The following is a 22,365-nucleotide window of genomic DNA, read 5'->3' on the forward strand; positions in this document are numbered from 1 at the left end:
TCCTGCGTTCTTCAAGGGGGGACCCGTGGCAAACGTGCAGCGTAGCCGACGGCGTACCACCATGGAGTCATGGCGGAAATCTTGAACGACCAGCAGGCCGACGAAGCCGTGACCAAGCTCTCCGGGTGGACGCGCGACGGCGTGACGATCGAGCGGACGGCGAAGCTGCCGAGCTTCCCGAAAGCCATCGAAGCGGTGGACAAGGTGGCCGAACTGGCGGAGGCGGCCGACCACCACCCCGACATCGACATCCGCTGGCGGACGGTGACGTTCCGGCTCAGCACGCACTCCGCCGGAGGGCTGACGGAGAAGGACTTCTCGCTCGCGTCGCAGATCGACGGGGTACTCGCGGAGATGTGACGTCCGCTACGACCGCGCCACAACTCCGCTCCTCGGACGTCACCCCGGTAGGGACACAACGAGAAAGGACGAGTGATGACGCAGGCGATCGTGGTGGGGTTCTCGGCGTTCGGCGCGATGGTGGCGGCCGCCGCCGGAGTGCTCTGGTACACGGCGCGCGATCGGCATCACCAGCACGACCAGTGACGTTGATCACACCGGCGTCCGGCAGGTAACGCGGAGCCTGATCAACGCGCTGTTCCCGGCGGACCTGTCGCTTCTCGCCCCCGGGGAACCGCCGTGAACAACGCCTCCATCACCGCCGCCCAGCGCGCCTGGGTGACCACGTTCGCCGCCGCCATCACGCTGCTGACGATCGTCGTACTGGGCCTCCTCGGTTAACCCGGGTAAGCCTCACGGGCGGCGACGAGCTCCGGAAGGTGCTCCGCCGCCCATTTCCGGCACGCCTCCATCGGCTCGAACAACGTCCGGCCGAGCGAGGTGAGCTCGTACTCCACCCGCGGCGGCGTCTCGTCGTACGCCGTCCGCGTGATCATGCCGTCGCGCTCCAGCGCCCTGAGGGTCTCCGTGAGCACCTTCGGCGTGACTCCCCGCAAGGGCACCCGCAGCTCGGAGAACCGGCGCGGCCCTTCTTCCAGGCACTGCACGACCAGGCCCGCCCATTTGTCGCCGATCCGGAACGGGGTCAGGTTCGACGGGCAGCCGGGCGCGAACATGTCGGGACTCAACGGCTTCACCCGTCCGAAGTTACCCTCGCCCACGCCGCCAGCTCGACCGCCGCTTCCTGATAGGTGCGTGAGCCGGTGGACATCGCGATCACCAGGTCGTACGCGTCGTCCTCCGGCGCGTCGAGGTCATACCCGTTGAGGCCGTAGAAGACGAACGTCGCCATCCAGGACAGGCGTTTGTTGCCGTCGATGAGCGGATGGTTGCGCACGACCGACTCCAGCAGCACCGCCGCCTTCTCGTGCAGCGTCGGATAGGCGTCCTGCCCCATCAACGAGGACTGGGGCCGGTGCGCGGCGGAGTCGAGCAGGCCGAGATCGCGGATCTTGGGTACCCGGAGGTCCTCCGCGAGCGTCAGGAGGTCTTCGACGGTGAGGTACTCGATCACTGGGCGAGACGGTCGAGCAGGGCGGCGTAGCGCTCTCGGCCGTCCTTCGACAGCGCCCGGACACGATCGTCACGGACGCGGCGCGCGGCGGCCTCGGTGATGGCGCGAACGGTGGCCTCGTGCTTGCTCACGCCGTCGGCCTCCGCCAGCAGGGCGAGCGCGCGCTCCTGCTCGTCGTTCAACCTCAGGGTCATGGCCATGCCGTGGATGATACCACTCTGGTAGCAACCGTCCCGTACGCAAACCTGCGTAGCCGCGAATGCCGCCTCGGGGCCGACGCCCTGAGCCGCCGCGCGCAGGACTCTTCAGTGGTCTTGAAATCCAGTGAGGAGTTCGCCATGAACCGTGCCACCGCCGCCGTCGCCAACGCCTTCTTCCTCTTCGTCGGCGTCGCCGGCCTGATCATCCAGATCGCTTCGGATGTCCCCGGGTTTCCGGACATCCCACCCGGCCCGTTCATCCTCGGCGTGAGCGGGATTCTCGTGCTGACACTGGCCGCCAAGTACCGATGGATCCTCTTCCTCGGCATCGCCGCACCGGTGTTCATCCTCGTCGGCGCCCTGCTCGAAGGGTCGTTCTGGGGACGGCTCGCCGACCTCGGCGACTTCGAGCCCTTCCTCGGGACCGCGCTGCTGATCGGCGGGGTGATCGCCGCGGCGATCACCGGCGCCGTCGCCGTCTCGCACGCCTATCGCCGGACCGCCGCGCACTGAACCGGAAAAAGGGGACGATCGGAGGTTGCTCCGGTGACCGGCGCACTATTGGCTACTCGAACGAGTTTCTCCGAGAAGTGAGGGGTGTTCCATGGCAGGTCTGCGCAGACGTGAGGTGCTCGCGGGCGCGGTGGCACTGGCGGGCGCGGCGACGATCGGGTTGAACCCCGGCACGGCCGCCGCGGCGACGCAGCAACGTCCGGGCGCGCAGTTCCCGCCGTCGCTGGAGTTCGGCGACTACCCCGTGGTCGCGCGGGTCCGCTCACGGCGGGCGCTGGAGCACCTGCGGGTGCTCAGCGACAAGATCGGCCCCCGGATCGCCGGTACCGAAGGCGAACTGCGGGCGCGGGACTACATCGCGAAGGTGCTTCGGGACCTGCGCTACCAGGTCACGCTGCAGCCGTTCCCGATCGCCGACAAGTTCCTCGGCGGCCTGTCGGTCGGACGTGACAGCTGGCAGACCGGCTCGTCGCCGCAGGGCGCGCAGGACGTCACGCGCGAGGCCGTCGTCGTCGACGCCGGCGACGGCAGCACGCTGCCCGACGATCTGACCGGCAAGATCGTGCTGATCGCCGCCGTGACCAACAAGGCCGACGCGTACCTGATCGCCGCGCAGCGCGGAGCGGACGCCGTGCTGCTCGGCCGCATCGGCGCCGACCCGGCACGCAAGCTGTCCGCGTTCTCCCCGACGCTGGCCACCCCGGTCACCATCCCGGTGCTCGGCCTGGCCCAGGTGCAGGTGGAGCGGCTGCGCGAACGGCTCGCCAAGGGTTCGGTCACGGTGAAGGCGACGGCCACCCACCACAAGAACCTGACGTCGTACAACGTCATCGCGGAACGGCCGGCCATGTTCCCCGGCAAGGACGACGGCGTGGTCATGGTGACCGCGCACTACGACAGCGTCCCCGGCTCCCCCGGCGCCAACGACGACGGCAGCGGCACCGTGCTGTGCCTGGAACTGGCGCGTGTCCTGCGCCATCTGCCGACGAACAAGACGCTGCGGTTCGCGCTGTGGGGCTCGGAGGAATACGGGCTGATCGGCTCGCGGCACTACGTCAAGAACCTGTCCGACCCGGAAGCGAAGCGGATCGCGGGCTGCTTCCAGAACGACATGGTCGCCACCAGCTGGGACCCGGCGGTCACGTACTGGCTGCTTTCGGTCGACGGCGCCGACAACGCCACGACCGCGGCCGTCAACGCCGCCGCCAAGCGGCTCGGCTACGACCCGCGGGTCAAGGGCCCGGTGGCGCGCGGTTCGAGCGACCACGTGCCGTTCTTCGAACGCGGGATCGCTTCGGGCAACTTCAGCTGGCGCGGCGAGACCGGCCCGGCGCTGCTGGAGCCGACCTACCACACGCCGGAAGACACCATCAAGGACAACGTTTCCCTTGAACGGCTTCAGGTTTCGCTGGAGCTGATCGGCTCCGCCGCGTACAGCCTGCTGCGGAAGTGAGGCTCGCCGGGTGTCCTCGTCGGGGACACCCGGCACTCCTCAGCGTGTGTAGTCCACCGGCCCCAGGGCGATCGGGGCCGGATTCTTCGCGACCCAGGCGACGGCCAGCTCGCTCAAGCGATCGAGGTGGTCTTCCCAGCCGCGGCCCGACCTGACCTGCTTGGCGATCTCCTTCGCTTCTTGGAGTTCTTCCTCGCCAAGAGGCTCACCACGCGCCAGGAAACCCGGGAACGCGTCGGCCATCGCACGATAGTCGCGATCCCAGTTCGCCCCGCCGTTCCGGAACATCTCGTCGGAGATCCGGCCGGTGACACGGACGACCTCGCACTGCACCGTCTCGCCCGCACCCCTCGACGGCACGAGGAACTCCCAGAGCGCTTTGTGCCGCTCCTGCCAGGACCCGTCGGGGACGACGATCGGCGACACCCCGTCGTGCTTCGACCGCGGGGCGACCGGCTCGACCTCGAAGAGCCGGTACAGCTCACTGAGCGCGGCGTCGGTCTCTTCGAGGATGTCGCGGTTGAAGGTCTCGCGGTGGAACTCGAAACCACTACCGATCCGCTCGACCTTCCGGCGCATCTCGGGCGTGACGCTCGCGCCCCGGCCGAGCAACAGCTTCGCCAACTCGGCGGACTCGCGGAGGTAGGCGTTTTCGGTGCTGATCAGGCATCTCATCAGCAACGTGTCACCGCGCCCGTCGAGAACGCCGGTCGACGCGCCGTGCTCGATCAGCACTCGCGCGGATTCGGTCCTCAGCCTCTCCACCGCCGCCTGAAGCGGCGTTTTCCCGGAGGTGTCTGCCGCGTCGATGTCCGCGCCGAGCGAGAGCAGCAAAGGAATCTGCTTCGCCGCACCGCGGGAAGCCCGCGTGTGAAGCGGGGTCCTGCCGTAGCTGTCCGGGGTGTCCACCGCGAGCCCCTGCCCGATCAGCCAGACGATGAGCTCGTCCGGGCACTTCGGGAAGCCGATGGCGGTGCCCTTGGAATAGCCGCCCCGCGCGTCGATCTCGCATTTGCCGAAGACGGCCTTGAGTTCCTCCACCGAGGCCGAGGTCAGCATCTCCTCGAAGTCCTTGGGAAGGGTCTTCCGCTTCCGTGCCATCTTGCTTCTCCTCAGTCGAACTTCGGCCGCAGTTGCTCGCGCATCTGCCGGAAGTTCCTCGGCTTCACGGCCCAACGCTCTTCGTCGGTGTCTTCGAAGGTCACCTCGTACTTCCCGGACGTGCGGTCGAACTGCACGAGGATCTTCACCGGCAGCTTGTCGCCGGGCCGGTAGTGGCCGCCGAGGTAGGCGTCGACCGCCGCCTCGATGCTGGACCACTTGCAGGCCACGGGCGTGACGCCTTCGGGTGAGTACGCGTACCCGTGCGCACTGCGAAACCCTTCGCCGAACTCCAGGATCACCGCCAGCGATTCCCAGCCGTCCACCGGTCCCATGGCGTCGACCAGCGACGTGACGAGATCGGCGGTCATGACCAGCGCTCCAGCTCTGCGTCGATACGCGGGTCGGTGCGGACCCAGACCTCACCGCCGGCGGCTCCCGGCGGGGCGTCCACGCGCTCGAGCCCGAGCGTCCGGACCAGCGTCAGGAGCTCGTCGCGAGCCTCGCCCGCGTCCTCGATGGAGTAGCTGTCGAAGAGGACGTAGTGCACGTCCCAGCGATCGTTGTACCCGGAGTCGGCCCAGATCCGGCAGAAGCGATCCACCGTCTCCCGGTCGAACGGCGCCGCCTGCTCCTGACCGCCGGCGGCGAACCCCTTCTCGATCTCCTCCGCGCTCCACCACGCCACTTCGTCCGCGACGGCGGCGGGGGTGAAGTCCTCCAGCGAGAGGAGGCCCTCCAGCAGCCAGCCGACCCCGGTGTCCCGGACGTCCAGCCGCGTCTCCTGCAACCGGGCCACCAGCCCGTCCGCCATGGCGCAGGGTCCGGAGAACGTGAAGACGCCGGTGGCGGCCACCACGGTGCCGCCGTCCGGATGCGGGACTTCGAGCGTCGTGTCCGCTTCAGTCACCAGCGCGAGAAGGTCTGCCGGCACCCCGTCGTAGAGCGCTGCCTGCGCCCGCGGGTCTTCGTAGAAGTTCAGCGGGCTGGTGTGGTCGAACGTCACCACGAGCCCGCGGCCCTCGGCGGTGAACCAGGCGTTGACGGTGTCGCCGCCGTTGCCGAAGCCGAAGTGCGTGACCCCGTCGATCGTCGTCGGCTCGTGTCCGTCGATGACGGTCAGGATCCCCAGCCGTCGGCGCAGCTCGCGCGGGTGGGTCCGTCGCAACACGGATCCGTCGAACTCGAAGCGGAGCCTCGCCCGGCTGAGGGCGGCGACGTCCGGCCACCACGGGCCACTACGGTCGAGCGCGGCCGTACCGCCACGGACGAAGTCGGCCACGTGGCTCCGGTAATCGCCGCCGTTGGTGACGAGGCGGTACTCGACCCGCGAGTTCTCCGCTCCCTTGACCCGGCAGATGGTTCCGGCGTCGAACATGAGCAGCAGCGCTTCTTCGTTCTCTTCGTCCTCGACGCAGAACGTCGCGTTGTCGTCGGCACGGTGCCGGTCGACGAACTCCCGGAACGCGTCGGGGGCGGACAGCGCGCCGCCCGGAACCCACCTCTGCTCGTTTTCCTTGTCGTCACTGAAGGTCAGCGGCCTCATCGTCGTCCTTGCTTTCCGGCCTGGTCGGCGGCCTCGGAACACATCAGGAAGCTCACCGTGCGCACCGCTTCACCGGTGAGAGCAGGGAAGGCGCTGCGTACCGCACGCTGGACCTTCTCCTCGATTCGTCGCCAGTCACGCTGATTCACGGCGTGCTCGCCTCTTCGCCGGTCACGGGCGATCCGCATCCCGGCGCACGCCTTCTCCGCGGTGGCGATCACCCGTAGGACTTCGGGGAGCAGGCCGGGATCGACGGCTCCCGGATCCCTGGCGGGTACCTTCCCGCCCGTGTACTTGAGAAGCGCCTTGTCGAGCGGGGCAAGCCTGGCGCGCTGACGGTTCGCGTCGTACTCGTGGACGAGCGACCAATCGGACCAGGCGCTCGCGGGGCGCAACGCCTCGAAGAGCTGCCCGCGTTCGAGCTGCTCGACGTCCGCGCCCTGAGCGACGAGCCTGCGGACGTCCCAGCGGATGTCCCGGAAAAACGCCTCGACGTCGGCGGGCGCGCCGAGGAGGATCGGGTCCAGCAACGCGACCGCCGCTCGTTCGTCGAGAGGACCCCGGACCCCGGCAGCGTCACACAGCGGCAGGATCGCGCTCCACAGCAGCAGGTGCCGGGTCAGGTCGTCCCGGATCACCTCGAGGTGTGCCTCGGAGACCGGGAAATCGAACCGGCGAGGGTCGTGGTTGGCGTTGGCTCCGGCGTCGAGTTCGAGCCTGAGCTCACCCTCCGCGCGGATCACTCGCGGCATCCAGGGGTTTTCGCGGATGAAGAGGACCTCGCTCATGAGGCCCAGCCGCGGGCGACCTGGCCAAGGACGTCGACGATGCCGCGGGACACGACCTCCAGCTGGCCGCGGCTACCGATGATCGGCCGAGGGTACGGCGGATCCGGATCGGGCTCCCCCTGGGAACGGCGGATGGCCAGTGCCAGCGCGTGCAGCATCTCGGGCTCCCCCTGCCGCTCACCGTCCGCGAACACGGCCAGGCGGCATTCCTGGGAGTTGAGCCCCCGTCCGAGCTGGACCGTCAGGCCGCACACCACGTCTCCTTCGGCGATCTCCACGGTGAACGACCGACGGCCTGTCGAGCCTCGCGAGACCTTGGCGCCGGCCGCGCGATACGCCCGCATGAATTCACCTACGGGGAGTGCGGCGAAACCGCCGGTCGCGGTCAGCAGGGAGTCTTCGTCGTAGGCACCCGTCGCCTCGGCCGCCCAATCGCGCTTCGCGTCACACCAGCGGTACCAGTCCTCCGCGAAGTCCGTGCACGCCAGGACACGGGCGAGCGGGGAGAGGGCGGGGCTCGTCATGCGGTTCATCCTCGGTCTGTGGCGGCGTGCTCGAATGGCCGCATGAAGAAGACGAAACGCGGGCCCCTGCGGTTCCTCGTGATCGCACGCACGCTACCCGGGCGTCACCCACACCCCATGGAGGTGGCCGTGCACCCGGCCGGCGCCGCTTCGCGCGTCTCGATCTCGTTGGGCCCGCATCCGGTGAACGCGGGCGGGCAGGTCGCGCTCTCCGCTGTGCTCGACGAGTCCCGGACCGGACTCGGTCCGTACTGGGCGGAGCAGTTCGACGAGGCGGATCTGCACTGGGTGGTGCCGTATCTGGTCCGTCTCCAGTCCGGGGAGGACACGACGGACGAGATCGTGGCGGCCTACACGGAGCGGCATGGCGAGGCGCCCGCGACGATGTTCCAGGACTACTACGGCGTGTGATTCACCCCGTCGGGTTTCCAAGAGCGTGCGCGAAGCGCCTCGAAGTCGCCGTCGATGAACTCCTTGGCGATCGCGAGCGCCTGGGCGCGGTCGGCATAGTCGAGAGTGCCCACGGCTTCCCCACCGCGTTCCGCCTGCTGGAAAGAGACAGAGCGGCGGGTGAACTCGACGAACCAGTCGTCGCTGTCGTTGATGTCGACGACGACGTGCTCGGCATCGTCGTCGTTGAGCGCGTCGAGCAGGGCGGCGAAGGCCTCGACGGAGATGCCGTCTTCGATCTGCGCGCCCCAACGATCGATGAACCAGACGTCGCGATCGGCACTCATGCCCTTACCTCCGTGGTGAATCCAGCTCCGCCCGCGGCCCTGCCGGCGGTGAGGCCGATCCTCTACCGGCTCCCACACCGACTTGTCGCCGAAGAGATAAGGAAGTTCCCGCACGTGGACGTCAGGCATTGAAGCGGAACTCCATCGGGGGCAACCACTGGAACAACGTCACCTGGCCACGCACCGGCCAAAGCGGTCTCACCGACGGTCGAGCGCCCCGACGAGCAGATCACCGACCAACCTCAAGTCGTCGATCTCCTCCGCCCTGTTCGGTGTTCGGTCGATACCGAACACCGAACAGTCACTCTTTGCAGCGACCGTGCGTCACAAGTTGCGACGGGGAACAGGCCAGAACGTTGAGGCCATGTTCCGAAATCAAACAACACCTGGAGCGGTTATCCCACGCTCGTTTGAGAACTGACGTGCCGTCTCAGACGTTGAAGCGGAACTCGACGACGTCGCCGTCCGCCATCACGTAGTCCTTGCCTTCCATGCGCACCTTGCCCGCCGACCGGGCGGCGGCCATGGAGCCGTTCTCGATCAGGTCGTCGAACGAGACGACCTCGGCCTTGATGAAGCCGCGCTCGAAGTCGGTGTGGATGACGCCCGCGGCCTGCGGGGCGGTCGCGCCCTGCGGGATCGTCCAGGCGCGCGACTCCTTGGGGCCCGCGGTCAGGTACGTCTGGAGGCCGAGGGTGTGGAAGCCGGCGCGAGCGAGCGAGTAGAGGCCCGGCTCCTGCTGACCGACGGACTCCAGCAGCTCGCGCACGGACTCCTCGTCGTCGAGTTCGAGCAGCTCGAATTCGACCTTCGCGTCGAGGAAGACCGCGTCCGCGGGGGCGACCATCTTGGCCAGCTCTTCTCGACGGGACTCGTCGGTGAGGATGCCTTCGTCGGCGTTGAAGACGTAGAGGAACGGCTTCGTGGTGAGCAGGCTCAGCTCGCGCAGCGCCTCGAAGTCGACCTCCTTCTGCGCCTGGAACAGGGTCCGGCCACCGTCGAGGATCTCCTTGGCCTTCACCGCGTTGTCGAGGGCGGGCTTGGCTTCCTTCTTGGTCCGCGCCTCCTTCTCGAGCCGGTGCAGTGCCTTGTCGAGCGTCTGCAGGTCGGCGAGGATCAGCTCGGTGTTGATCGTCTCGATGTCGCTCGCCGGGTCGATCCGGTCGTCGACGTGGATCACGTCCGGATCGTCGAAAACACGGACGACCTGGCAGATCGCGTTGGCCTCGCGGATGTTCGCGAGGAACTTGTTGCCGAGACCGGCCCCCTCGGAGGCACCCTTCACGATGCCCGCGATGTCCACAAAGGACACGACGGCGGGCACGGTCCGCTCGGAGCCGAAGACCTCGGCGAGCTGGTCCAGCCGCGGATCCGGCAGCGGGACGACACCGACGTTGGGCTCGATCGTCGCGAACGGGTAGTTCGCCGCGAGCACGTCGTTGCGGGTCAGCGCGTTGAACAGGGTGGACTTGCCGACGTTGGGCAGGCCGACGATGCCGAGGGTGAGACTCACGGGCCAGAAGTCTACGTGCCGCCTGCCGCCCCATCCGCCGAGGCCTTGATCGTCGTGTCGGATTTCCGCCAGCCACGCCTCCGACCTGGTGGCACGATCGATGTCATGACCGAGCAGACCCTGGCCGAACGGGCCGTGTGGCGCGACACCGAACGGTGTTACCGCGCCGTCGCCGCCCGTGATTCCCGGTTCGACGGCCAGTTCATCATGGCCGTCGCCACCACCGGGATCTACTGCCGCCCGTCCTGCCCCGCGTCGACGCCGAAGCAGCAGAACGTCCGCTTCTACCCGACGTCGGCGGCCGCGCAGGCCAACGGCTTCCGCGCCTGCCGCCGCTGCCTGCCCGACGCCGTCCCCGGCTCGCCCGACTGGGACATCCGGGCGGACCTCGCCGCGCGGGCGATGCGGCTCATCTCGGACGGGACCGTCGAACGCGACGGCGTCCCTGGGCTCGCGCGGCGCCTCGGGTATTCCGAGCGGCAGCTCGGCCGCGTCCTCACCGCGGAACTCGGTGCCGGACCGCTGGCGCTGGCCAGGGCTCACCGGGCGCACTCCGCGCGGTTGCTGATCGAGATGTCCGGACTCCCGCTGACCGACGTCGCGTTCGCCGCGGGCTTCTCCAGCGTCCGCCAGTTCAACGAGACGATCCGGGAGGTCTTCGCGACGACGCCTTCGCAGCTTCGCGCCGCGAGCCTGCGCCGTCGCAAGGCCGAGGAGCTGCCGACCGGGACCCGGTTGAGCCTGCGGCTGCCGTTCCGCAAGCCGTTCGACGCGGCCGGCGTGCTGAACTTCCTGGCCGGGCAGGCCGTGCCAGGCGTCGAGCACGTGACGCGCGACGATTCCGGAGTGACCGGATACGGGCGCACGCTGCGGCTCGCGCACGGCTCCGCCGTCGTGTGGCTGACCGCGAAGGACGACCACGTCCGCTGCGACCTGCGGCTCGCCGACCTGCGCGACCTGAGCAGCGCGGTGGCCAGGGTGCGGCGGCTGCTCGACCTCGACGCCGACCCGGAGGCGGTCGCGCGGGTCCTCGGGGCCGACCCCGCCCTCGCGCCGCTGGTCGAGGCGATCCCCGGGATCCGGGTGCCGGGCACCGTCGACGGCGACGAGTTCGTGCTGCGCGCGCTCTTGTCGCCCGCCGAGGCGGCCGCCGTCGCCGTCGAACTCGGCGAACGCCTGCCCAGCTGCGACGAGTCACTCGACGGGCTGACCACGCTGTTCCCGACGGCGGCCCAGGTCGCCGAACACGGCCCGGAACGGGTGGCCGCGGTGGCCCGCGCGCTGGTGGACGGGGTGGCGGTCCACGTCGGCCGCGATCCAGCCGAGTTGCGGGCGGAGCTGCTGGAGCTCCCGGGAATCGGCCCGGAGATCGCGGACCACGTCCTGATGCGCGTGCTGGGCACGCCGGACGTCCTGCTGACCGGTGATCCGGCGCTGCGCCGGGGAGCGGCGGCGCTGGGCATCCCCGACGACGAAAAGACGCTGGCCGAGCGCGGACGGGCCTGGCAGCCCTGGTCCTCGTACGCCGGCATGTACCTGTGGCGCGCCGAAAAGGGAGAATGATGAGCATCGCGTATTGGTCCACAATGGACACGAAGATCGGCCCGTTCACCGCCGTCGTGGCGGGTGACGGTGCCGTGCTCGCCTCGGGCTGGACCGGCGACGTCGGCGAGCTGACGCCGTTGATCTCGCCGTCGCTCGTCCCTGGCGAGGTGAAGCAGCGACGGGACCTCGGCCCGGTGAGCACCGCGATCCGCCGCTATCACGACGGCGACCTGGACGCGGTGGCCGATGTCGAGGTGCGGCAGCGGTCCGGCGCTTTCCGGGAGCACGCTTGGGAAATCCTGCGGAAGGTGCCCGCGGGCGAGCCGGTCAGCTACGCGGAATACGCGGCGCTGGCGGGGAATCCGGCGGCGGTGCGGGCGGCCGCGTCGGCGTGCGCCAAGAACGCCGCGGCGCTGTTCGTGCCGTGCCACCGGGTGGTGCGGACGGGCGGCGGCGTGGGGAACTTCCGGTGGGGTGTTCCGGCGAAGCAGTGGCTGCTGACCCACGAAGCCGCCTGAACCGCCTCGTGAGTGGTAAGGACGGTTCTAACCGTCCTTACCACTCACGAGCCCCATCGCGGTCATGTCAGGCGGCGTGGATCTCCACCGAAGACCCCGTCCGCGCCTTCCGGATCCGCAGCCGCGTCGGGATCCGCTGCCGCAATTCCTCCACGTGCGACACCAGCCCGACCACACGGCCGCCCGCGCGAAGCTCGTCGAGGATGTTCATGACGATGTCGAGCGTCTCGGCGTCCAGCGTGCCGAAGCCCTCGTCGATGAACAGCGTGTCCAGCAGCGCTCCGCCGGTTTCGGCGGCGACGACGTCCGCGAGGCCCAGGGCCAGCGAGAGTGACGCGAGGAAGGACTCGCCGCCCGAAAGTGTCTTCGCGGGCCGGACGGTGCCGGAGTAGTCGTCGAGCACGTCGAGGCCGAGCCCGCCGCGGGTGCCCCGCGCACCCGCCGCGTCGGAATGCACGAAGGAGTAGCGGCCCTGGCTCATCGTCCGCAGCCGAGCCGTTGCCGCGACCGCGACTTCCTCCAACCGCGCGGCGAGGACGTACGAACGCAGCGACATCTTCCGCGCGTTCTGCCCGCGGCCGTTGACCACCTCGGCCAGCGCCTTCAGTTCGAGATACCCCTCCTCGACCGGCGCCAGCTCCGCCATCAGGGACGTCGTCCGCTCGGCCAGCCCGGTCAGGTCCGTGTGCCGCGTCTTCGCCGTCCGCAGTGCCGCGAAAGCCTGCTCGGCCTCGGCTCGCGTCTCCTGCGCGGCGTCCGCCGAAGCACCGACGTCGATCTCGTCCTCCGGCGAGATACCGAACAACTCGGGCTGCGCGAGTTCCTCGCGGGCGGCCCGCTCCATCACCTTGGCGTCGGCGAGGCTGGCTTCCAGTTTCGTGATCTGCTCTTCCGGCCGCGACGCGGCCCGCATCTCGTCGAGGTCCGCGAAACCCTTGGCCAGCAACGCTTCCTTGACCAGTTTCGCCTGCTCGTCACGCCGGTCTCGGGCACCCGCGACAGCCAGCCGCGCTTCGGCGAGCGCGTCGAGGCGGGTCGCGAAGCCGAGCAGATGCCGTCGTCGTGCGGCGACGTCGGCGAACTCGCCTCGCGCGGTCTCCAACCGGCGTTCACGCTCGGCCAGGCGCTCGGTCAGCCCGCGCACCTCGGTCGCGACCTCGACCGCGCGGCGTTCGGCCGCCCCGCGCTGGTCGGTCAGCTGCTCGATCTTCCGTTCCAGTTCGGACAGCCGCGTCTCGAGAACGGGCTTTCGACGAGCCGAATCCGACAGGGTGTCGACCAGGTCGCGCGCTTCGGCGAGCCCCGCCCGCAGTGTCTCGGCGGTGTGCTCGCCCAACCGCTCGACCAGCACGGTCAGACGGCTTTCGGCTTCCTGCAACGCGGCTTTCGCCTGCTCGCGCCGCCCGTGCGCCCGCTGTTCCGCGGCTTCGGCCCGGCGTTCGTCCGCCGGATCGACCAAGCCGCCGGTGTGCGTCGCGGGCGATGGGTGGTCCGCCGCACCGCAGACCGGGCAGTCCTCGCCCGGCTTCAGCCCGGCGGCGAGTTCCGCCGCCATCCCTTCGAGGCGCCGTTCCCGCAGATCCAACCGGTGCTGACGGGCCTGCTGATGGCCGTCCACGGCCTCGCTGACCGCCGCACGTGCCCGCTCGACGGCCTGACGTGTCTTGGGCACCTCGTCGGCATCGCGAGCCAGCGCGGTCAGCTCGTCGACGCGAACGCGGGCGCCCTCGAGCTTCGCGGCGGCTTCGGCGGCAGCGGCGGCTTCGGCCCGCAAAGCCGCGACCTTCTCCGGCGCCGCGCCCAGCTCGGCGGCGAAGTCCTCGGCTTGTTTCTTCGCCTTCTCGGCGACGGCGTTCAGCTGCTCGCGGCGGATCAGGTCCTGTTGCTGCTGCTCGCTTTCCGCCACGAGCTCGGCGAGCGCACCCGCCTCTTCCCTCACCCTGCCGGCGCGAGCGCGAAGCTCAGCGGCCGGGCTTTCCGCCGCGTCCGGCACTTCCCGAGCCCGGAGCGCCTCGGCGGCTTCGGCTTCCGCGAGCTGGTCCAGCCGTCGCTCGAGGAGATCCGCCTCCGCGACGACACCCGCCGCACGATGCGCCGCCTCGACCTCCTCCGCCCACTCCGCACGCTGACCCGCCTGCTCGGCGATCACCGACAGCCGTGTGTAGGCGGTGCGTACCCGGCGGATCCGTTCGGCGACCGACCGGTTCTCCTGCCAGACCGCTTCAGCCCTCTTGGCCGCCGTGCGGGCCTTCGTGTCGCGTTTCTGTGCCTCCGCGACGCGGCGTGCCGACTCGGCGAGCACCTCCCCGACCCACTCGGCCTGCCCTTCCTCGGGCGCTTCCTGCCCCGCGACCTGCGCGAACCGCGCGACCCACTCCCGCAGCGTCTGCTGCCGCGCGTGCAACTCGCGACCGCGCTCGGCACGCAGATTCGCGAACCAGTGCTCGACGTCGGAAAACCGCTCGGTGCCGAACAGCCGCTCCAGCAGCTCCTCACGCTCGGCCGTGTTCGCGCGCAGGAACCGCGCGAATTCGCCCTGCGGCAGCAAGACCACCTGGAAGAACTGCTCGTGGGTCATGCCGATGAGCCGCTCGACCGTGCGCGCGACCTCGTCGATCCGCGTGATGCCCTCGGCGACGTGCCCGGCGGGAACCGTGCCGACCCAGCTCAGCACCGCCTTCGCCTGCTGGAGGGTCATGCCCTCGCCACGGCGCTTCGGCCGCTGGTACTCGGGGTTGCGCGCGATCCGCATCCGCTGGCCCTGCACGGTCAGTTCGAGGACTACCTCGGTGACCTGGTCGGGCTCGGCGAGGTCGCAGCGCAGCCGTTTGACCTCGCCGCGCGCGCCCGGGACGGTGCCGAACAACGCGAACGCGATCGCGTCGAGCAGCGTCGTCTTCCCCGCGCCGGTGTCACCGTGGAGCAGGAACAGCCCGTCGGCGCCGAGCACGTCGAAGTCCACCACCTCGCGGCCCGCGTACGGACCGAAGGCGGCGACCTCCAACCGGTGCAACCTCATACTTCGCGCTCCCTGCCCGCCGCGCCCAGCGCCGCCAGCACCAGCCGCTCCTCGCTCTCCGACGGCGCGGAACCGCGGCAGTCCTCCAGGAAACTCCGGGTGATCTCGACGTCGGACCGCCCGCGGACGGCTTCGGCGTACTTCAGCGCGACACCGTCGTGGCCGCCTTCCGGCTGCCAGTCCATGTGCACCGCGTACGGAAACCGCTCGCGCAGCTTGCGCATGGCGTCGATCGGGCGGACGCGATCGGTGACCGTGAAGGAGAGGAAATGTTCGGTGAGACCGTCGTGCTCCGGATCGGAAAGGAGATCCGCCAGCTCGCCCCGCAACATCGCGAGGTGGCGCGGCACCGGCAGTTCGTGCCGCCGGACCTCGGCGAGCCCGTCGGCGCCGAGCTCCACCAGCCAGACCGATTTCCGTTGGCGCGTCTCGGAAAACGAGTAGGCCAGCGGGCTGCCCGAATAGCGCAGGTGCTCGGCGAGGGTCTGCGGGCCGTGCAGGTGGCCGAGCGCGACGTAGTCGACGCCGTCGAACACCGAACCCGGCACCTGCTCGACGCCGCCGACGGCGATGGTCCGCTCGGATTCGGTCGGCTCGCCGCCGGTGACGAAGGCGTGCGCGAGCACCACCGACCGCGTTCCGGACGGCCGTCCGGCGAGATCCTCACGGATCCGCCGCATCGCTTCGGTGAGGACGCCGGTGTGGCCGCGGGACTCGGGCACGCCGAGGGCGTGACGGGCGGGCTCCGGTTCGAGGTACGGGATCCCGTAGAGGGCGACGTCGCCGTGCTCGTCGGAAAGCAGCACCGGCTCGGCGAGCCCGTCGATCGTGGCGCGCAGGTGCAGCCCGCCCGCCGCGGCGAACTCGGCGAACGCGCCCAGCCGCGGCGCGGAGTCGTGGTTGCCCGGTGTCATCACCAGTTCCGCGCCTGCCTGACGGATCCTGCCCAGCGCGGTCGTGGCCACGCGGACGGCCTCCGCCGAGGGCACCGCGCGGTCGTAGATGTCCCCGGACACGAGCACGACGTCGACCGACTCGGCGGCCACGAGGTCGGCGAGATGGCCGAGCACCATTTCCTGCTCGGCGAGCAGATCGGCGCCGTGGAAGGTACGGCCGATATGCCAGTCGGAGGTGTGCAGGAGCTTCACGCAGCCCAAGGTAGGGCCGCGCACCGGCCGGAGAGGGGAGGCGCGCCCTTGACGGCACCGCGCTTTCCGACACGCCGGGGACGGCGCAGGTCAGATACGGAGCGCGACCGCGCGGTCCCGTTCTTGTCGGTGGGTTCCGCCATGATGTCCCCGACTCGGATCCGGAGGGGAGGTACCGGTGGCGACGGTGATCACCACCGCGGCCGTCGTGCTCGCGTTGCTGCTGCTCGCGGCCGTCGCGCTGCTGTGGCGGCTGTACAACGACGGCATGCGGCGGGCGGACGCGGCGGCGAAACAGGTCGCGGCCGAGCGGGCGAAGGCCGATCAGCAGCAGCTCGCGCTGCGCCGGTACGAGGTCGCGTTCGCCTCGATCAGCGGCCGAGGTGAGCTGGGCGAGCAGGTGCTCCTGGAGACCGCACGAGCGCTCGGGCTTCGCGAAGAGCTGCACTTCACGCTGCAAACGGATCTGGCGGGCGGCGGCGCCGCGAAACCGGACATGGTGCTGCGCGTCGGCGGCGGCCGGACCGTGCCGGTGGACGCGAAGGCGAGCATGGCCTGCTGGGCCGAGGCCGTCGAGACCGACGACCCCGAAGAACGGCTGGACGCGCTGCGGGTCCACGTCCGGCAGCTCCGGTCGCGGGCGGCCGAGCTGGCGGGCAAGGGCTACCAGCGCTGGGCCGACGCGATCTACGGGACGATCATGTTCGTCCCGTCGGACGCGGCCGTGGTGGCCGCGCTGGACACGGATCCGGAGCTGCTGCGCTGGATGCTGGACCGGCGGGTCTTCCTCTGCGGGCCGACCGGGTTCGCCGTGCTGGCCTCGGCCGCGCTGTTCGCCGCGACCGAACGGGCGCTGGTCGAGGACGTCGAGCAGGTCCGGGCGGGCGCCGCGGCCGCGCACCGGGCCGCGGGCAACGCGGTCGACGCGCTGAACCTGTCGAGCACCCATCTGCAGCGTTTCATCTCGGCCCGGCGGCGGGAGCTGGAGGCGCTCGAGAGCTTCCGGAGCACGGTCTCACCGCTGACCGACGCCGCGGGCAGCCCGGCGCCGGTCCCGCTGATCAGGAAGGCGGACGAACTCCCGGCCCAGTGAGGTGCGGACACATCCGCTGTGTGGGTTTTGGTGCGTTGGATGACCAGAAATCCACACAGTCCCGCGTGACGCGGCTCGTGAGGCGAGGGTGTGTGGAAATAGGGACGTTCACTGTCCCTATTTCCACACACCTCTCACTCGCGGTAACACCGAGCACGTCGAGTAGCCACCGGGGGGCGAAGGTGTGTTCCCTCAGCGGCCGATCTCAAGGACCACACCTCCTCGCCCGCCCCCCGACAACCGTCCTGACCACTCAAGAGCTGGATGCGGGCCGCACCGCCCACCAGCGGTTTCCGGAATCCCCTGCTCCGTTTCAGCTCGTCCGGCAACCTTCCCGGCCACTCACTCGTAGTACTTCCGGTAAGCCCCCGGACAGTCCGTCCGGGTGGTCCGGAATGACCACTACCAGGCGATAGACACACCGCCTGTTGGCGGTATGCCCGCAGCTTGGATATACGGTGGGACCTGTGACCGCGATTCGCGATCGCCAGAGCGATCCTGATGCCGACGACGTCCCCGTTGCCTGGGACGAGCGTCCGCTCGTCGGCGCCAGGCGCGGGCTGCCCTGGTGGGCGGCCGTCCTGGTGGGTTTCGGGCTCGCCATCCTTGGCGCCTTCGTCGACATGATGATGCAGAAGGACCTGGGCCTGCTGTTCAAGGCCTGCTACGCGCTCGGCGCGGTGGCCGCGGTGGTGGCCGTCCAGCGCCGCGGGCTGTTCGGCCCGATGGTGCAGCCGCCCCTGGTCCTCGCCGTGACCGTCCCGGGGGTCATCCTCCTGACCTCGGACGGCAGCAAGGGCACGGATCTGCTGTCGAGAGCCTTCGACGTCGGCACCCCGCTGATCAACGGTTTCCCGACGATGGCCATCACCACCGGCGTCACCCTGGCGATCGGCGTCTTCCGGATCTACCGCGAGCGCGATCCCGACGCTCCGGTCAAGGTGAAGCCGGGTACCAAACCCGAACGTCGTGACGAGGGCAAACCCGCCGCCCGTCCCGCCGCGGCCGCCGCGCCTGGCCGTGGCCGCCCCACGTCCCGGACCGGCCAGACCCCGCCCCCGCCTTCCCGCCGCGGCGCTCCGCGAGACAGCGCGCCGCGCGACGGTGCGCCGCCCCGCCGCCGCCCACCGGTCGACGACGAGCGCCGCCCCCGCCGTGAGGCCGAGCCCGGCGCCCGCAAACCGCCGCCGCCGGGCCGTCAGCCCCGGCGGCCGCGTCCGCCGGAAGACGGTGAACCGCGCCGTCGCGACCCTCGCGGCGAAAGCGCCCCCGGCGCCCCGCGCCGCCGTCCGCCGCGCGCCGACGACCCGCGCCGCGGAGGCCAGCCGCCCCGCCGCCGGCCGTGGGACGACGAGCGCTGAAGCAAAGGACCTTTGCTACCACCTAGTCCGCTGACCAGCGGAAAGGGCCGCCCGAGGACTTCCTCGGACGGCCCTTTCTCGTAAGGAACGTCAGGCCTTCGCGGCTTTGCGCAGCTCGTGCGGCAGCGCGAACGCGATCTTCTCGTTGGCCGTGGTGACCTCGTCGACGCTGTCCCAGCCGCGCTCGGCCAGCCACGCGAGCAGGTCCATGACCAGCACCTCCGGCACCGAAGCACCGCTCGTGACACCGACGGTCTCGACACCTTCGAGCCACGCTTCGTCGACTTCGTGCGCGAAGTCGACCAGGTGCGACGCGCGCGCCCCCGCCTTCAGCGCGACCTCGACCAGCCGCTTCGAGTTGGACGAGTTCTGCGAACCGACCACCAGCACCAAGTCGCACTCGGCGGCCATGGCCTTGACCGCGACCTGGCGGTTCGTGGTGGCGTAGCAGATGTCGTCACTGGGCGGGTCGGCCAAGCCGGGGAACTTGTCCCGCAGCTGATCGACGCGCTCCATGGTCTCGTCGACCGAAAGGGTGGTCTGCGACAACCAGATGACCTTCGACGGGTCGCGGATCTCGACCTTGTCGACGTCCTCGGCGGTGTCGACGAGCTGCACCTTGTCGGGAGCCTCGCCGGCCGTGCCTTCGACCTCTTCGTGGCCTTCGTGACCGATCAGCAGGATGTCGTAGTCGTCCTTCGCGAACCGGTTGACTTCCTTGTGCACCTTCGTCACGAGCGGGCAGGTCGCGTCGATGGTCCGCAGGTTGCGTTCGGCCGCCTCGGCGTGCACCGCGGGCGAGACGCCGTGCGCGGAGAACACCACCAGCGCGCCTTCCGGCACCTCCGAGGTCTCGTCGACGAAGATCACGCCACGGTCGCGCAGGGTCTCCACGACGTGCCGGTTGTGCACGATCTCCTTGCGCACGTACACCGGGGCGCCGTAGAGCTCGAGCGCCTTCTCGACGGCGATGACCGCGCGGTCGACACCGGCGCAGTAGCCGCGTGGCTTGGCGAGCAGGACACGTTTGCCACCTGCCGGCACACCGGACTCGGTGATCGTCGGACTGCCGGCGGGCGTGATTCCGGGACTCGCAGAACTCATGCCTCCAGGGTACGGGCTGCCCCGGGGGCTCCTCGCACTCACGTTCAGGTGACCAGGGAACCCCACCAAAGGATGTGCGGGGAGTCACGTCCGGTGAGCCGACCCACCCGTTCGGTTGGGCAGGATGGCCCGGATACGGCAGGCTAGACGCATGAAGCCTCTCCCGCTCCCCCTCCGGGTCGCCGCGGGCCTCGCCGTCACCACCGCCGAGCGGGTTCGCGAACTCCCCAAGCAGCTCACCGGGCTCCCCGTCACGGTGGTCAGCCAGGTGCTCCAGTTCTCCATGCGCGTCCAGCAGCACGTCACCGAGCTCGCGATCAAGGGTGACGACGCCCTGTCGGGCCTTCGCCCGGTCGAGGACACGCCCAGCTGGGCGACCTTCGACGAAGACCTCCCGCCGGACCTGGGTGAACGCCGATACGAACGTGACTCGTGTGTCATCCCGCTGAGGGAAGACGCCGAGGTCCCCGAGCCGCGCGCCGAGACCAACGGGCATCTTCACGACCTCGAAGCGCTCACCGAAGACCCGTGGGCCGAGGAGGAGCGCGCGCTCGCCGAGGACCACGCCGACGGCGAGTTCGACAGTGCTGCCGGCGCGAGCGCCCCCGTGACCTCCGGTCCGGCCGGGCTCGACGACTACGACATGCTCACCCTGCCGCAGCTGCGCGCCCGCCTGCGCCGGTTCGACCTCGCTCAGCTGGAAGAGCTGCTGACCTACGAAAAGGCGAACGCCGACAGGGCTTCGTTCGTCGGCATGCTCGCGCGGCGCATCGGCAACGTGAAGAAGGCCGACGGCGACAGCGCGGAAGGCCAGTGAGCGCCGAACCCACCTCCGCGACGGCGGGTCCGTCCACCACGGCCGAAAACCCGTGGCCGGTCCGCACGGTCGCCCGCAAGGTCGGCGAGTGGATCAACCGGCTCGGCGCGGTCTGGGTCGAGGGCCAGGTCACGCAGATCTCGGCCCGTCAGGGCACCAACACCGCGTTCCTGACCCTGCGTGACCCGTCCGCGGACGTCTCGATGTCGGTGACCTGCCCGATGGGCCTGCTGCGCACGATCGAACCGCCGCTGCGCGAGGGCGCGAGCGTCGTGGTGCACGCGAAGCCGACGTTCTTCATGAACCGCGGTTCGCTGAGCTTGCGCGCCAACGAGATCCGCGCGGTCGGCATCGGCGAGCTGCTCGCGCGGATCGAGCGGCTGCGACGGCTGCTGGCCGCCGAGGGCCTGTTCGCGCCGGAGCGCAAACGCAAGATCCCGTTCCTGCCCAAGGGAATCGGGCTGATCACCGGTCGCGCTTCCGCCGCCGAACGCGACGTGCTGGTGAACGCGCAGGCCCGCTGGCCGCATGTCGCGTTCAAGGTGATCAACACCGCCGTCCAGGGGTCGCTGGCCGTCCCGCAGATCCTCCAGGCACTGTCCAAATTGGACCGTGACCCGGACATCGACGTCATCGTGATCGCGCGCGGTGGCGGCAGCGTGGAAGACCTGCTGCCGTTCTCCGACGAAGCGCTGTGCCGCGCCGTGTCCGCCGCCGGGACCCCGGTGGTCAGCGCCATCGGGCACGAGCCCGACACCCCGCTGCTCGACCACGTCGCGGACCTCCGCTGCTCGACGCCGACCGACGCCAGCAAGCGGATCGTGCCCGACGTGCGCGAGGAGACCCAGCGCGTCCGCCAGATGCGCGATCGCGGCCGCCGGGCCCTGCACGGCTGGGTGGACACGCAGGTCAGGCTGCTGAACCAGATGCGCAGCCGCCCCGTGCTCGCCGATCCGCTCGGCCCGGTCCAGCGGCGCTCGGACGACGTCGAGATCCATCGCGAACGCGGTCGCCGCGCGATGCTCACCCTGCTCGCGAAGGACCAGGCCGAGATCGCCAGCGCCCGCGCGCGGCTGACCGCGCTCGGCCCGGCGGCGACCCTCGAACGCGGCTACGCCGTGGTGCAGTACACCGATTCCGAAGGCAACCTCCAGGTACTCCGGTCCGTCTCCGAGGTCGTGGACGGCGCGAAACTGCGCGTCCGCGTGGTCGACGGCGCGCTCGGCGCCGTCGTCTCAGGAGAGCCGGAGGAGGGGCGTTGACGGCGAGTTTCCTGCCTTTGACCCTCGACGCCGCGAGACGTGCGGACGCGCCCGAGGTCCTGCGCAACGCGCTGCTGGCCGACCGCGCGGCCGGTGAGTGCTGGACGGTGCTGCTGGCCGGATGCGACTTCGCCACCAAGCGGGGTCTCGACGCCCAGCTGCGCAAACTCTCCGAAGCGACGGCCGAGCACGTCGGCACCCGATGGTGGTTCGCGGACGGTTCCGTGCACCGCAAACGGGTGGCGCGGGCGCAGGAGAACCTCGTCGCCGCGATCGCGGAGGGTGACGGCCAGGAGTTCGCTCTCGCCTTCGTGGGTTACGACAACGCCATGGCGGGCGCGGTAGTGTGCGCGGGTATCGGCAAGCACCGACGTCCGGTAGAAGGAAGCACAGCGTGAGCGAGACCGCCGAACTCGGCTACGAACAGGCCCGCGACAGGCTCGTCGAGGTCGTCCGCGAGCTCGAAGCGGGCGGGTTGTCCCTGGAACAGTCGCTCGCCCTGTGGGAGAAGGGCGAGCAGCTGGCGAAGGTCTGCGAGCACCACCTCGAGGGCGCGCGCGAGCGGATCGAGGCGGCCCTTTCGTCCGTCGAGGACGAGACCGGCGACGGTCAGTGACGTTCACCATGCTCCGGTGCCACCGAACCACCG

Annotated in this window: 23 protein-coding genes and 1 pseudogene; 12 read left to right on the forward strand and 12 right to left on the reverse strand. The window is 70.0% G+C overall.

Annotated features, from left to right (window positions below):
* Positions 1 to 69 precede the first annotated feature (69 nt).
* A complete protein-coding gene (locus ACOCEP_RS04945; protein ID WP_482335982.1) occupies positions 70 to 360 on the forward strand; it encodes a 4a-hydroxytetrahydrobiopterin dehydratase in 291 nt (96 codons plus the stop codon).
* A 377-nt stretch (positions 361 to 737) separates the two neighbouring features.
* Here the strand turns inward: ACOCEP_RS04945 and ACOCEP_RS04950 are convergent, their stop codons facing one another.
* The 3 genes from ACOCEP_RS04950 to ACOCEP_RS04960 are packed head-to-tail and all read right to left on the reverse strand — an operon-like array spanning position 738 to position 1,674.
* Positions 738 to 1,076 carry a winged helix-turn-helix transcriptional regulator gene (locus tag ACOCEP_RS04950; protein WP_482339587.1) on the reverse strand — a complete coding sequence of 113 codons (339 nt, stop codon included), beginning with the start codon at positions 1,074 to 1,076 and terminating at the stop codon, positions 738 to 740.
* Positions 1,077 to 1,093: 17 nt separating this feature from the next.
* Positions 1,094 to 1,474: a type II toxin-antitoxin system death-on-curing family toxin gene (locus tag ACOCEP_RS04955; protein WP_482335984.1), complete on the reverse strand. Its 381-nt coding sequence runs from the start codon at positions 1,472 to 1,474 to the stop codon at positions 1,094 to 1,096.
* Positions 1,471 to 1,674 (reverse strand): hypothetical protein, encoded by a 204-nt coding sequence (locus tag ACOCEP_RS04960; protein WP_016337139.1) that lies wholly within the window; start codon positions 1,672 to 1,674, stop codon positions 1,471 to 1,473. The genes ACOCEP_RS04955 and ACOCEP_RS04960 overlap by 4 nt, the downstream gene beginning before the upstream one ends.
* A gap of 138 nt (positions 1,675 to 1,812) precedes the next feature.
* Between ACOCEP_RS04960 and ACOCEP_RS04965 the strand changes: the two genes are divergently transcribed.
* Both ACOCEP_RS04965 and ACOCEP_RS04970 read left to right on the forward strand, forming a co-directional pair.
* Positions 1,813 to 2,187, forward strand: a complete 375-nt coding sequence (locus ACOCEP_RS04965) for a hypothetical protein (protein ID WP_482335986.1) — start codon at positions 1,813 to 1,815, stop codon at positions 2,185 to 2,187.
* 91 nt (positions 2,188 to 2,278) lie between these two features.
* Positions 2,279 to 3,640 carry a M20/M25/M40 family metallo-hydrolase gene (locus ACOCEP_RS04970; RefSeq protein WP_482335987.1) on the forward strand — a complete coding sequence of 454 codons (1,362 nt, stop codon included), beginning with the start codon at positions 2,279 to 2,281 and terminating at the stop codon, positions 3,638 to 3,640.
* Positions 3,641 to 3,679: 39 nt separating this feature from the next.
* On the opposite strand, the gene ACOCEP_RS04975 is transcribed toward ACOCEP_RS04970, so the two are convergent.
* The 4 genes and pseudogenes from ACOCEP_RS04975 to ACOCEP_RS04990 form a co-directional block, all read right to left on the reverse strand.
* A complete protein-coding gene (locus ACOCEP_RS04975) occupies positions 3,680 to 4,741 on the reverse strand; it encodes an ankyrin repeat domain-containing protein (protein WP_482335988.1) in 1,062 nt (353 codons plus the stop codon).
* An 11-nt stretch (positions 4,742 to 4,752) separates the two neighbouring features.
* Positions 4,753 to 5,112, reverse strand: a complete 360-nt coding sequence (locus ACOCEP_RS04980; protein ID WP_482335989.1) for a hypothetical protein — start codon at positions 5,110 to 5,112, stop codon at positions 4,753 to 4,755.
* Positions 5,109 to 7,075, reverse strand: a pseudogene (locus ACOCEP_RS04985) (DUF6357 family protein). Before ACOCEP_RS04985 ends, ACOCEP_RS04980 begins: the two are co-directional and overlap by 4 nt.
* Positions 7,072 to 7,599 carry a hypothetical protein gene (locus ACOCEP_RS04990; protein ID WP_482335990.1) on the reverse strand — a complete coding sequence of 176 codons (528 nt, stop codon included), beginning with the start codon at positions 7,597 to 7,599 and terminating at the stop codon, positions 7,072 to 7,074. Before ACOCEP_RS04990 ends, ACOCEP_RS04985 begins: the two are co-directional and overlap by 4 nt.
* 42 nt (positions 7,600 to 7,641) lie before the next feature.
* On the opposite strand from ACOCEP_RS04990, the gene ACOCEP_RS04995 reads away from it, so the two are divergent.
* A complete protein-coding gene (locus ACOCEP_RS04995) occupies positions 7,642 to 8,010 on the forward strand; it encodes a hypothetical protein (protein ID WP_482335991.1) in 369 nt (122 codons plus the stop codon).
* Here the strand turns inward: ACOCEP_RS04995 and ACOCEP_RS05000 are convergent.
* Positions 7,998 to 8,465, reverse strand: coding sequence for a hypothetical protein (locus ACOCEP_RS05000; RefSeq protein ID WP_482335993.1), 468 nt, complete (start codon positions 8,463 to 8,465; stop codon positions 7,998 to 8,000). The two genes, ACOCEP_RS04995 and ACOCEP_RS05000, sit on opposite strands and share 13 nt — an antisense overlap.
* A gap of 301 nt (positions 8,466 to 8,766) precedes the next feature.
* The gene (ychF, locus tag ACOCEP_RS05005; protein WP_073844780.1) at positions 8,767 to 9,849 is read right to left on the reverse strand and encodes a redox-regulated ATPase YchF; all 1,083 of its coding nucleotides are present in this window, start codon (positions 9,847 to 9,849) and stop codon (positions 8,767 to 8,769) included.
* Between the two features lie 105 nt (positions 9,850 to 9,954).
* Here ychF and ACOCEP_RS05010 point away from each other — a divergent pair, with 105 nt between their 5' ends.
* Both ACOCEP_RS05010 and ACOCEP_RS05015 read left to right on the forward strand, forming a co-directional pair.
* Positions 9,955 to 11,412: a DNA-3-methyladenine glycosylase 2 family protein gene (locus ACOCEP_RS05010; RefSeq protein ID WP_482335994.1), complete on the forward strand. Its 1,458-nt coding sequence runs from the start codon at positions 9,955 to 9,957 to the stop codon at positions 11,410 to 11,412.
* Positions 11,412 to 11,912 carry a methylated-DNA--[protein]-cysteine S-methyltransferase gene (locus ACOCEP_RS05015; protein WP_482335995.1) on the forward strand — a complete coding sequence of 167 codons (501 nt, stop codon included), beginning with the start codon at positions 11,412 to 11,414 and terminating at the stop codon, positions 11,910 to 11,912. The genes ACOCEP_RS05010 and ACOCEP_RS05015 overlap by 1 nt, the downstream gene beginning before the upstream one ends.
* 67 nt (positions 11,913 to 11,979) lie before the next feature.
* On the opposite strand, the gene ACOCEP_RS05020 is transcribed toward ACOCEP_RS05015, so the two are convergent.
* Together ACOCEP_RS05020 and ACOCEP_RS05025 are read right to left on the reverse strand one after the other, a co-directional pair.
* On the reverse strand, positions 11,980 to 14,931 hold the full coding sequence (locus ACOCEP_RS05020) for an AAA family ATPase (protein WP_482335997.1): 2,952 nt from the start codon (positions 14,929 to 14,931) through the stop codon (positions 11,980 to 11,982).
* Positions 14,928 to 16,079 (reverse strand): exonuclease SbcCD subunit D, encoded by a 1,152-nt coding sequence (locus ACOCEP_RS05025; protein WP_482335998.1) that lies wholly within the window; start codon positions 16,077 to 16,079, stop codon positions 14,928 to 14,930. Before ACOCEP_RS05025 ends, ACOCEP_RS05020 begins: the two co-directional genes overlap by 4 nt.
* Positions 16,080 to 16,257: 178 nt before the next feature.
* On the opposite strand from ACOCEP_RS05025, the gene rmuC reads away from it, so the two are divergent.
* Both rmuC and ACOCEP_RS05035 read left to right on the forward strand, forming a co-directional pair.
* The gene (rmuC, locus tag ACOCEP_RS05030) at positions 16,258 to 17,172 is read left to right on the forward strand and encodes a DNA recombination protein RmuC (protein ID WP_482336000.1); all 915 of its coding nucleotides are present in this window, start codon (positions 16,258 to 16,260) and stop codon (positions 17,170 to 17,172) included.
* Positions 17,173 to 17,639: 467 nt separating this feature from the next.
* The gene (locus tag ACOCEP_RS05035; RefSeq protein ID WP_482336002.1) at positions 17,640 to 18,533 is read left to right on the forward strand and encodes a DUF6542 domain-containing protein; all 894 of its coding nucleotides are present in this window, start codon (positions 17,640 to 17,642) and stop codon (positions 18,531 to 18,533) included.
* A 90-nt stretch (positions 18,534 to 18,623) separates the two neighbouring features.
* Here ACOCEP_RS05035 and ACOCEP_RS05040 read toward each other — a convergent pair whose 3' ends face one another.
* The gene (locus tag ACOCEP_RS05040; RefSeq protein ID WP_482336004.1) at positions 18,624 to 19,637 is read right to left on the reverse strand and encodes a 4-hydroxy-3-methylbut-2-enyl diphosphate reductase; all 1,014 of its coding nucleotides are present in this window, start codon (positions 19,635 to 19,637) and stop codon (positions 18,624 to 18,626) included.
* Between the two features lie 151 nt (positions 19,638 to 19,788).
* Between ACOCEP_RS05040 and ACOCEP_RS05045 the strand changes: the two genes are divergently transcribed.
* The 4 genes from ACOCEP_RS05045 to ACOCEP_RS05060 are packed head-to-tail and all read left to right on the forward strand — an operon-like array spanning position 19,789 to position 22,332.
* Complete coding sequence (locus ACOCEP_RS05045) at positions 19,789 to 20,454, forward strand: lipid droplet-associated protein (protein ID WP_482336005.1); 666 nt, start codon at positions 19,789 to 19,791, stop codon at positions 20,452 to 20,454.
* Positions 20,451 to 21,716, forward strand: a complete 1,266-nt coding sequence (gene xseA / locus ACOCEP_RS05050; RefSeq protein ID WP_482336007.1) for an exodeoxyribonuclease VII large subunit — start codon at positions 20,451 to 20,453, stop codon at positions 21,714 to 21,716. Before ACOCEP_RS05045 ends, xseA begins: the two co-directional genes overlap by 4 nt.
* Complete coding sequence (locus ACOCEP_RS05055; RefSeq protein WP_482336008.1) at positions 21,713 to 22,114, forward strand: hypothetical protein; 402 nt, start codon at positions 21,713 to 21,715, stop codon at positions 22,112 to 22,114. The genes xseA and ACOCEP_RS05055 overlap by 4 nt, the downstream gene beginning before the upstream one ends.
* Complete coding sequence (locus tag ACOCEP_RS05060; protein ID WP_126737489.1) at positions 22,111 to 22,332, forward strand: exodeoxyribonuclease VII small subunit; 222 nt, start codon at positions 22,111 to 22,113, stop codon at positions 22,330 to 22,332. The genes ACOCEP_RS05055 and ACOCEP_RS05060 overlap by 4 nt, the downstream gene beginning before the upstream one ends.
* The last annotated feature ends 33 nt before the right edge of the window (positions 22,333 to 22,365 follow it).

It is taken from the genome of Amycolatopsis sp. CA-211722 (assembly GCF_056828465.1).

What these genes read in the sequence shown, in the direction of transcription:
- ACOCEP_RS04965 (WP_482335986.1), top strand. Translation starts at nt 1,813, where the DNA reads ATGAACCGTGCCACCGCCGCCGTCGCCAACGCCTTCTTCCTCTTCGTC.
- ACOCEP_RS04950 (WP_482339587.1), bottom strand. Translation starts at nt 1,076, where the DNA reads ATGTTCGCGCCCGGCTGCCCGTCGAACCTGACCCCGTTCCGGATCGGC.
- ACOCEP_RS05045 (WP_482336005.1), top strand. Translation starts at nt 19,789, where the DNA reads ATGAAGCCTCTCCCGCTCCCCCTCCGGGTCGCCGCGGGCCTCGCCGTC.
- ACOCEP_RS04960 (WP_016337139.1), bottom strand. Translation starts at nt 1,674, where the DNA reads ATGGCCATGACCCTGAGGTTGAACGACGAGCAGGAGCGCGCGCTCGCC.
- ACOCEP_RS04980 (WP_482335989.1), bottom strand. Translation starts at nt 5,112, where the DNA reads ATGACCGCCGATCTCGTCACGTCGCTGGTCGACGCCATGGGACCGGTG.
- ACOCEP_RS05000 (WP_482335993.1), bottom strand. Translation starts at nt 8,465, where the DNA reads ATGCCTGACGTCCACGTGCGGGAACTTCCTTATCTCTTCGGCGACAAG.
- ACOCEP_RS04970 (WP_482335987.1), top strand. Translation starts at nt 2,279, where the DNA reads ATGGCAGGTCTGCGCAGACGTGAGGTGCTCGCGGGCGCGGTGGCACTG.
- ACOCEP_RS05020 (WP_482335997.1), bottom strand. Translation starts at nt 14,931, where the DNA reads ATGAGGTTGCACCGGTTGGAGGTCGCCGCCTTCGGTCCGTACGCGGGC.
- ACOCEP_RS04975 (WP_482335988.1), bottom strand. Translation starts at nt 4,741, where the DNA reads ATGGCACGGAAGCGGAAGACCCTTCCCAAGGACTTCGAGGAGATGCTG.
- ACOCEP_RS05040 (WP_482336004.1), bottom strand. Translation starts at nt 19,637, where the DNA reads ATGAGTTCTGCGAGTCCCGGAATCACGCCCGCCGGCAGTCCGACGATC.
- ACOCEP_RS05015 (WP_482335995.1), top strand. Translation starts at nt 11,412, where the DNA reads ATGAGCATCGCGTATTGGTCCACAATGGACACGAAGATCGGCCCGTTC.
- ACOCEP_RS04995 (WP_482335991.1), top strand. Translation starts at nt 7,642, where the DNA reads ATGAAGAAGACGAAACGCGGGCCCCTGCGGTTCCTCGTGATCGCACGC.
- ACOCEP_RS05010 (WP_482335994.1), top strand. Translation starts at nt 9,955, where the DNA reads ATGACCGAGCAGACCCTGGCCGAACGGGCCGTGTGGCGCGACACCGAA.
- ACOCEP_RS04990 (WP_482335990.1), bottom strand. Translation starts at nt 7,599, where the DNA reads ATGACGAGCCCCGCCCTCTCCCCGCTCGCCCGTGTCCTGGCGTGCACG.
- ACOCEP_RS04945 (WP_482335982.1), top strand. Translation starts at nt 70, where the DNA reads ATGGCGGAAATCTTGAACGACCAGCAGGCCGACGAAGCCGTGACCAAG.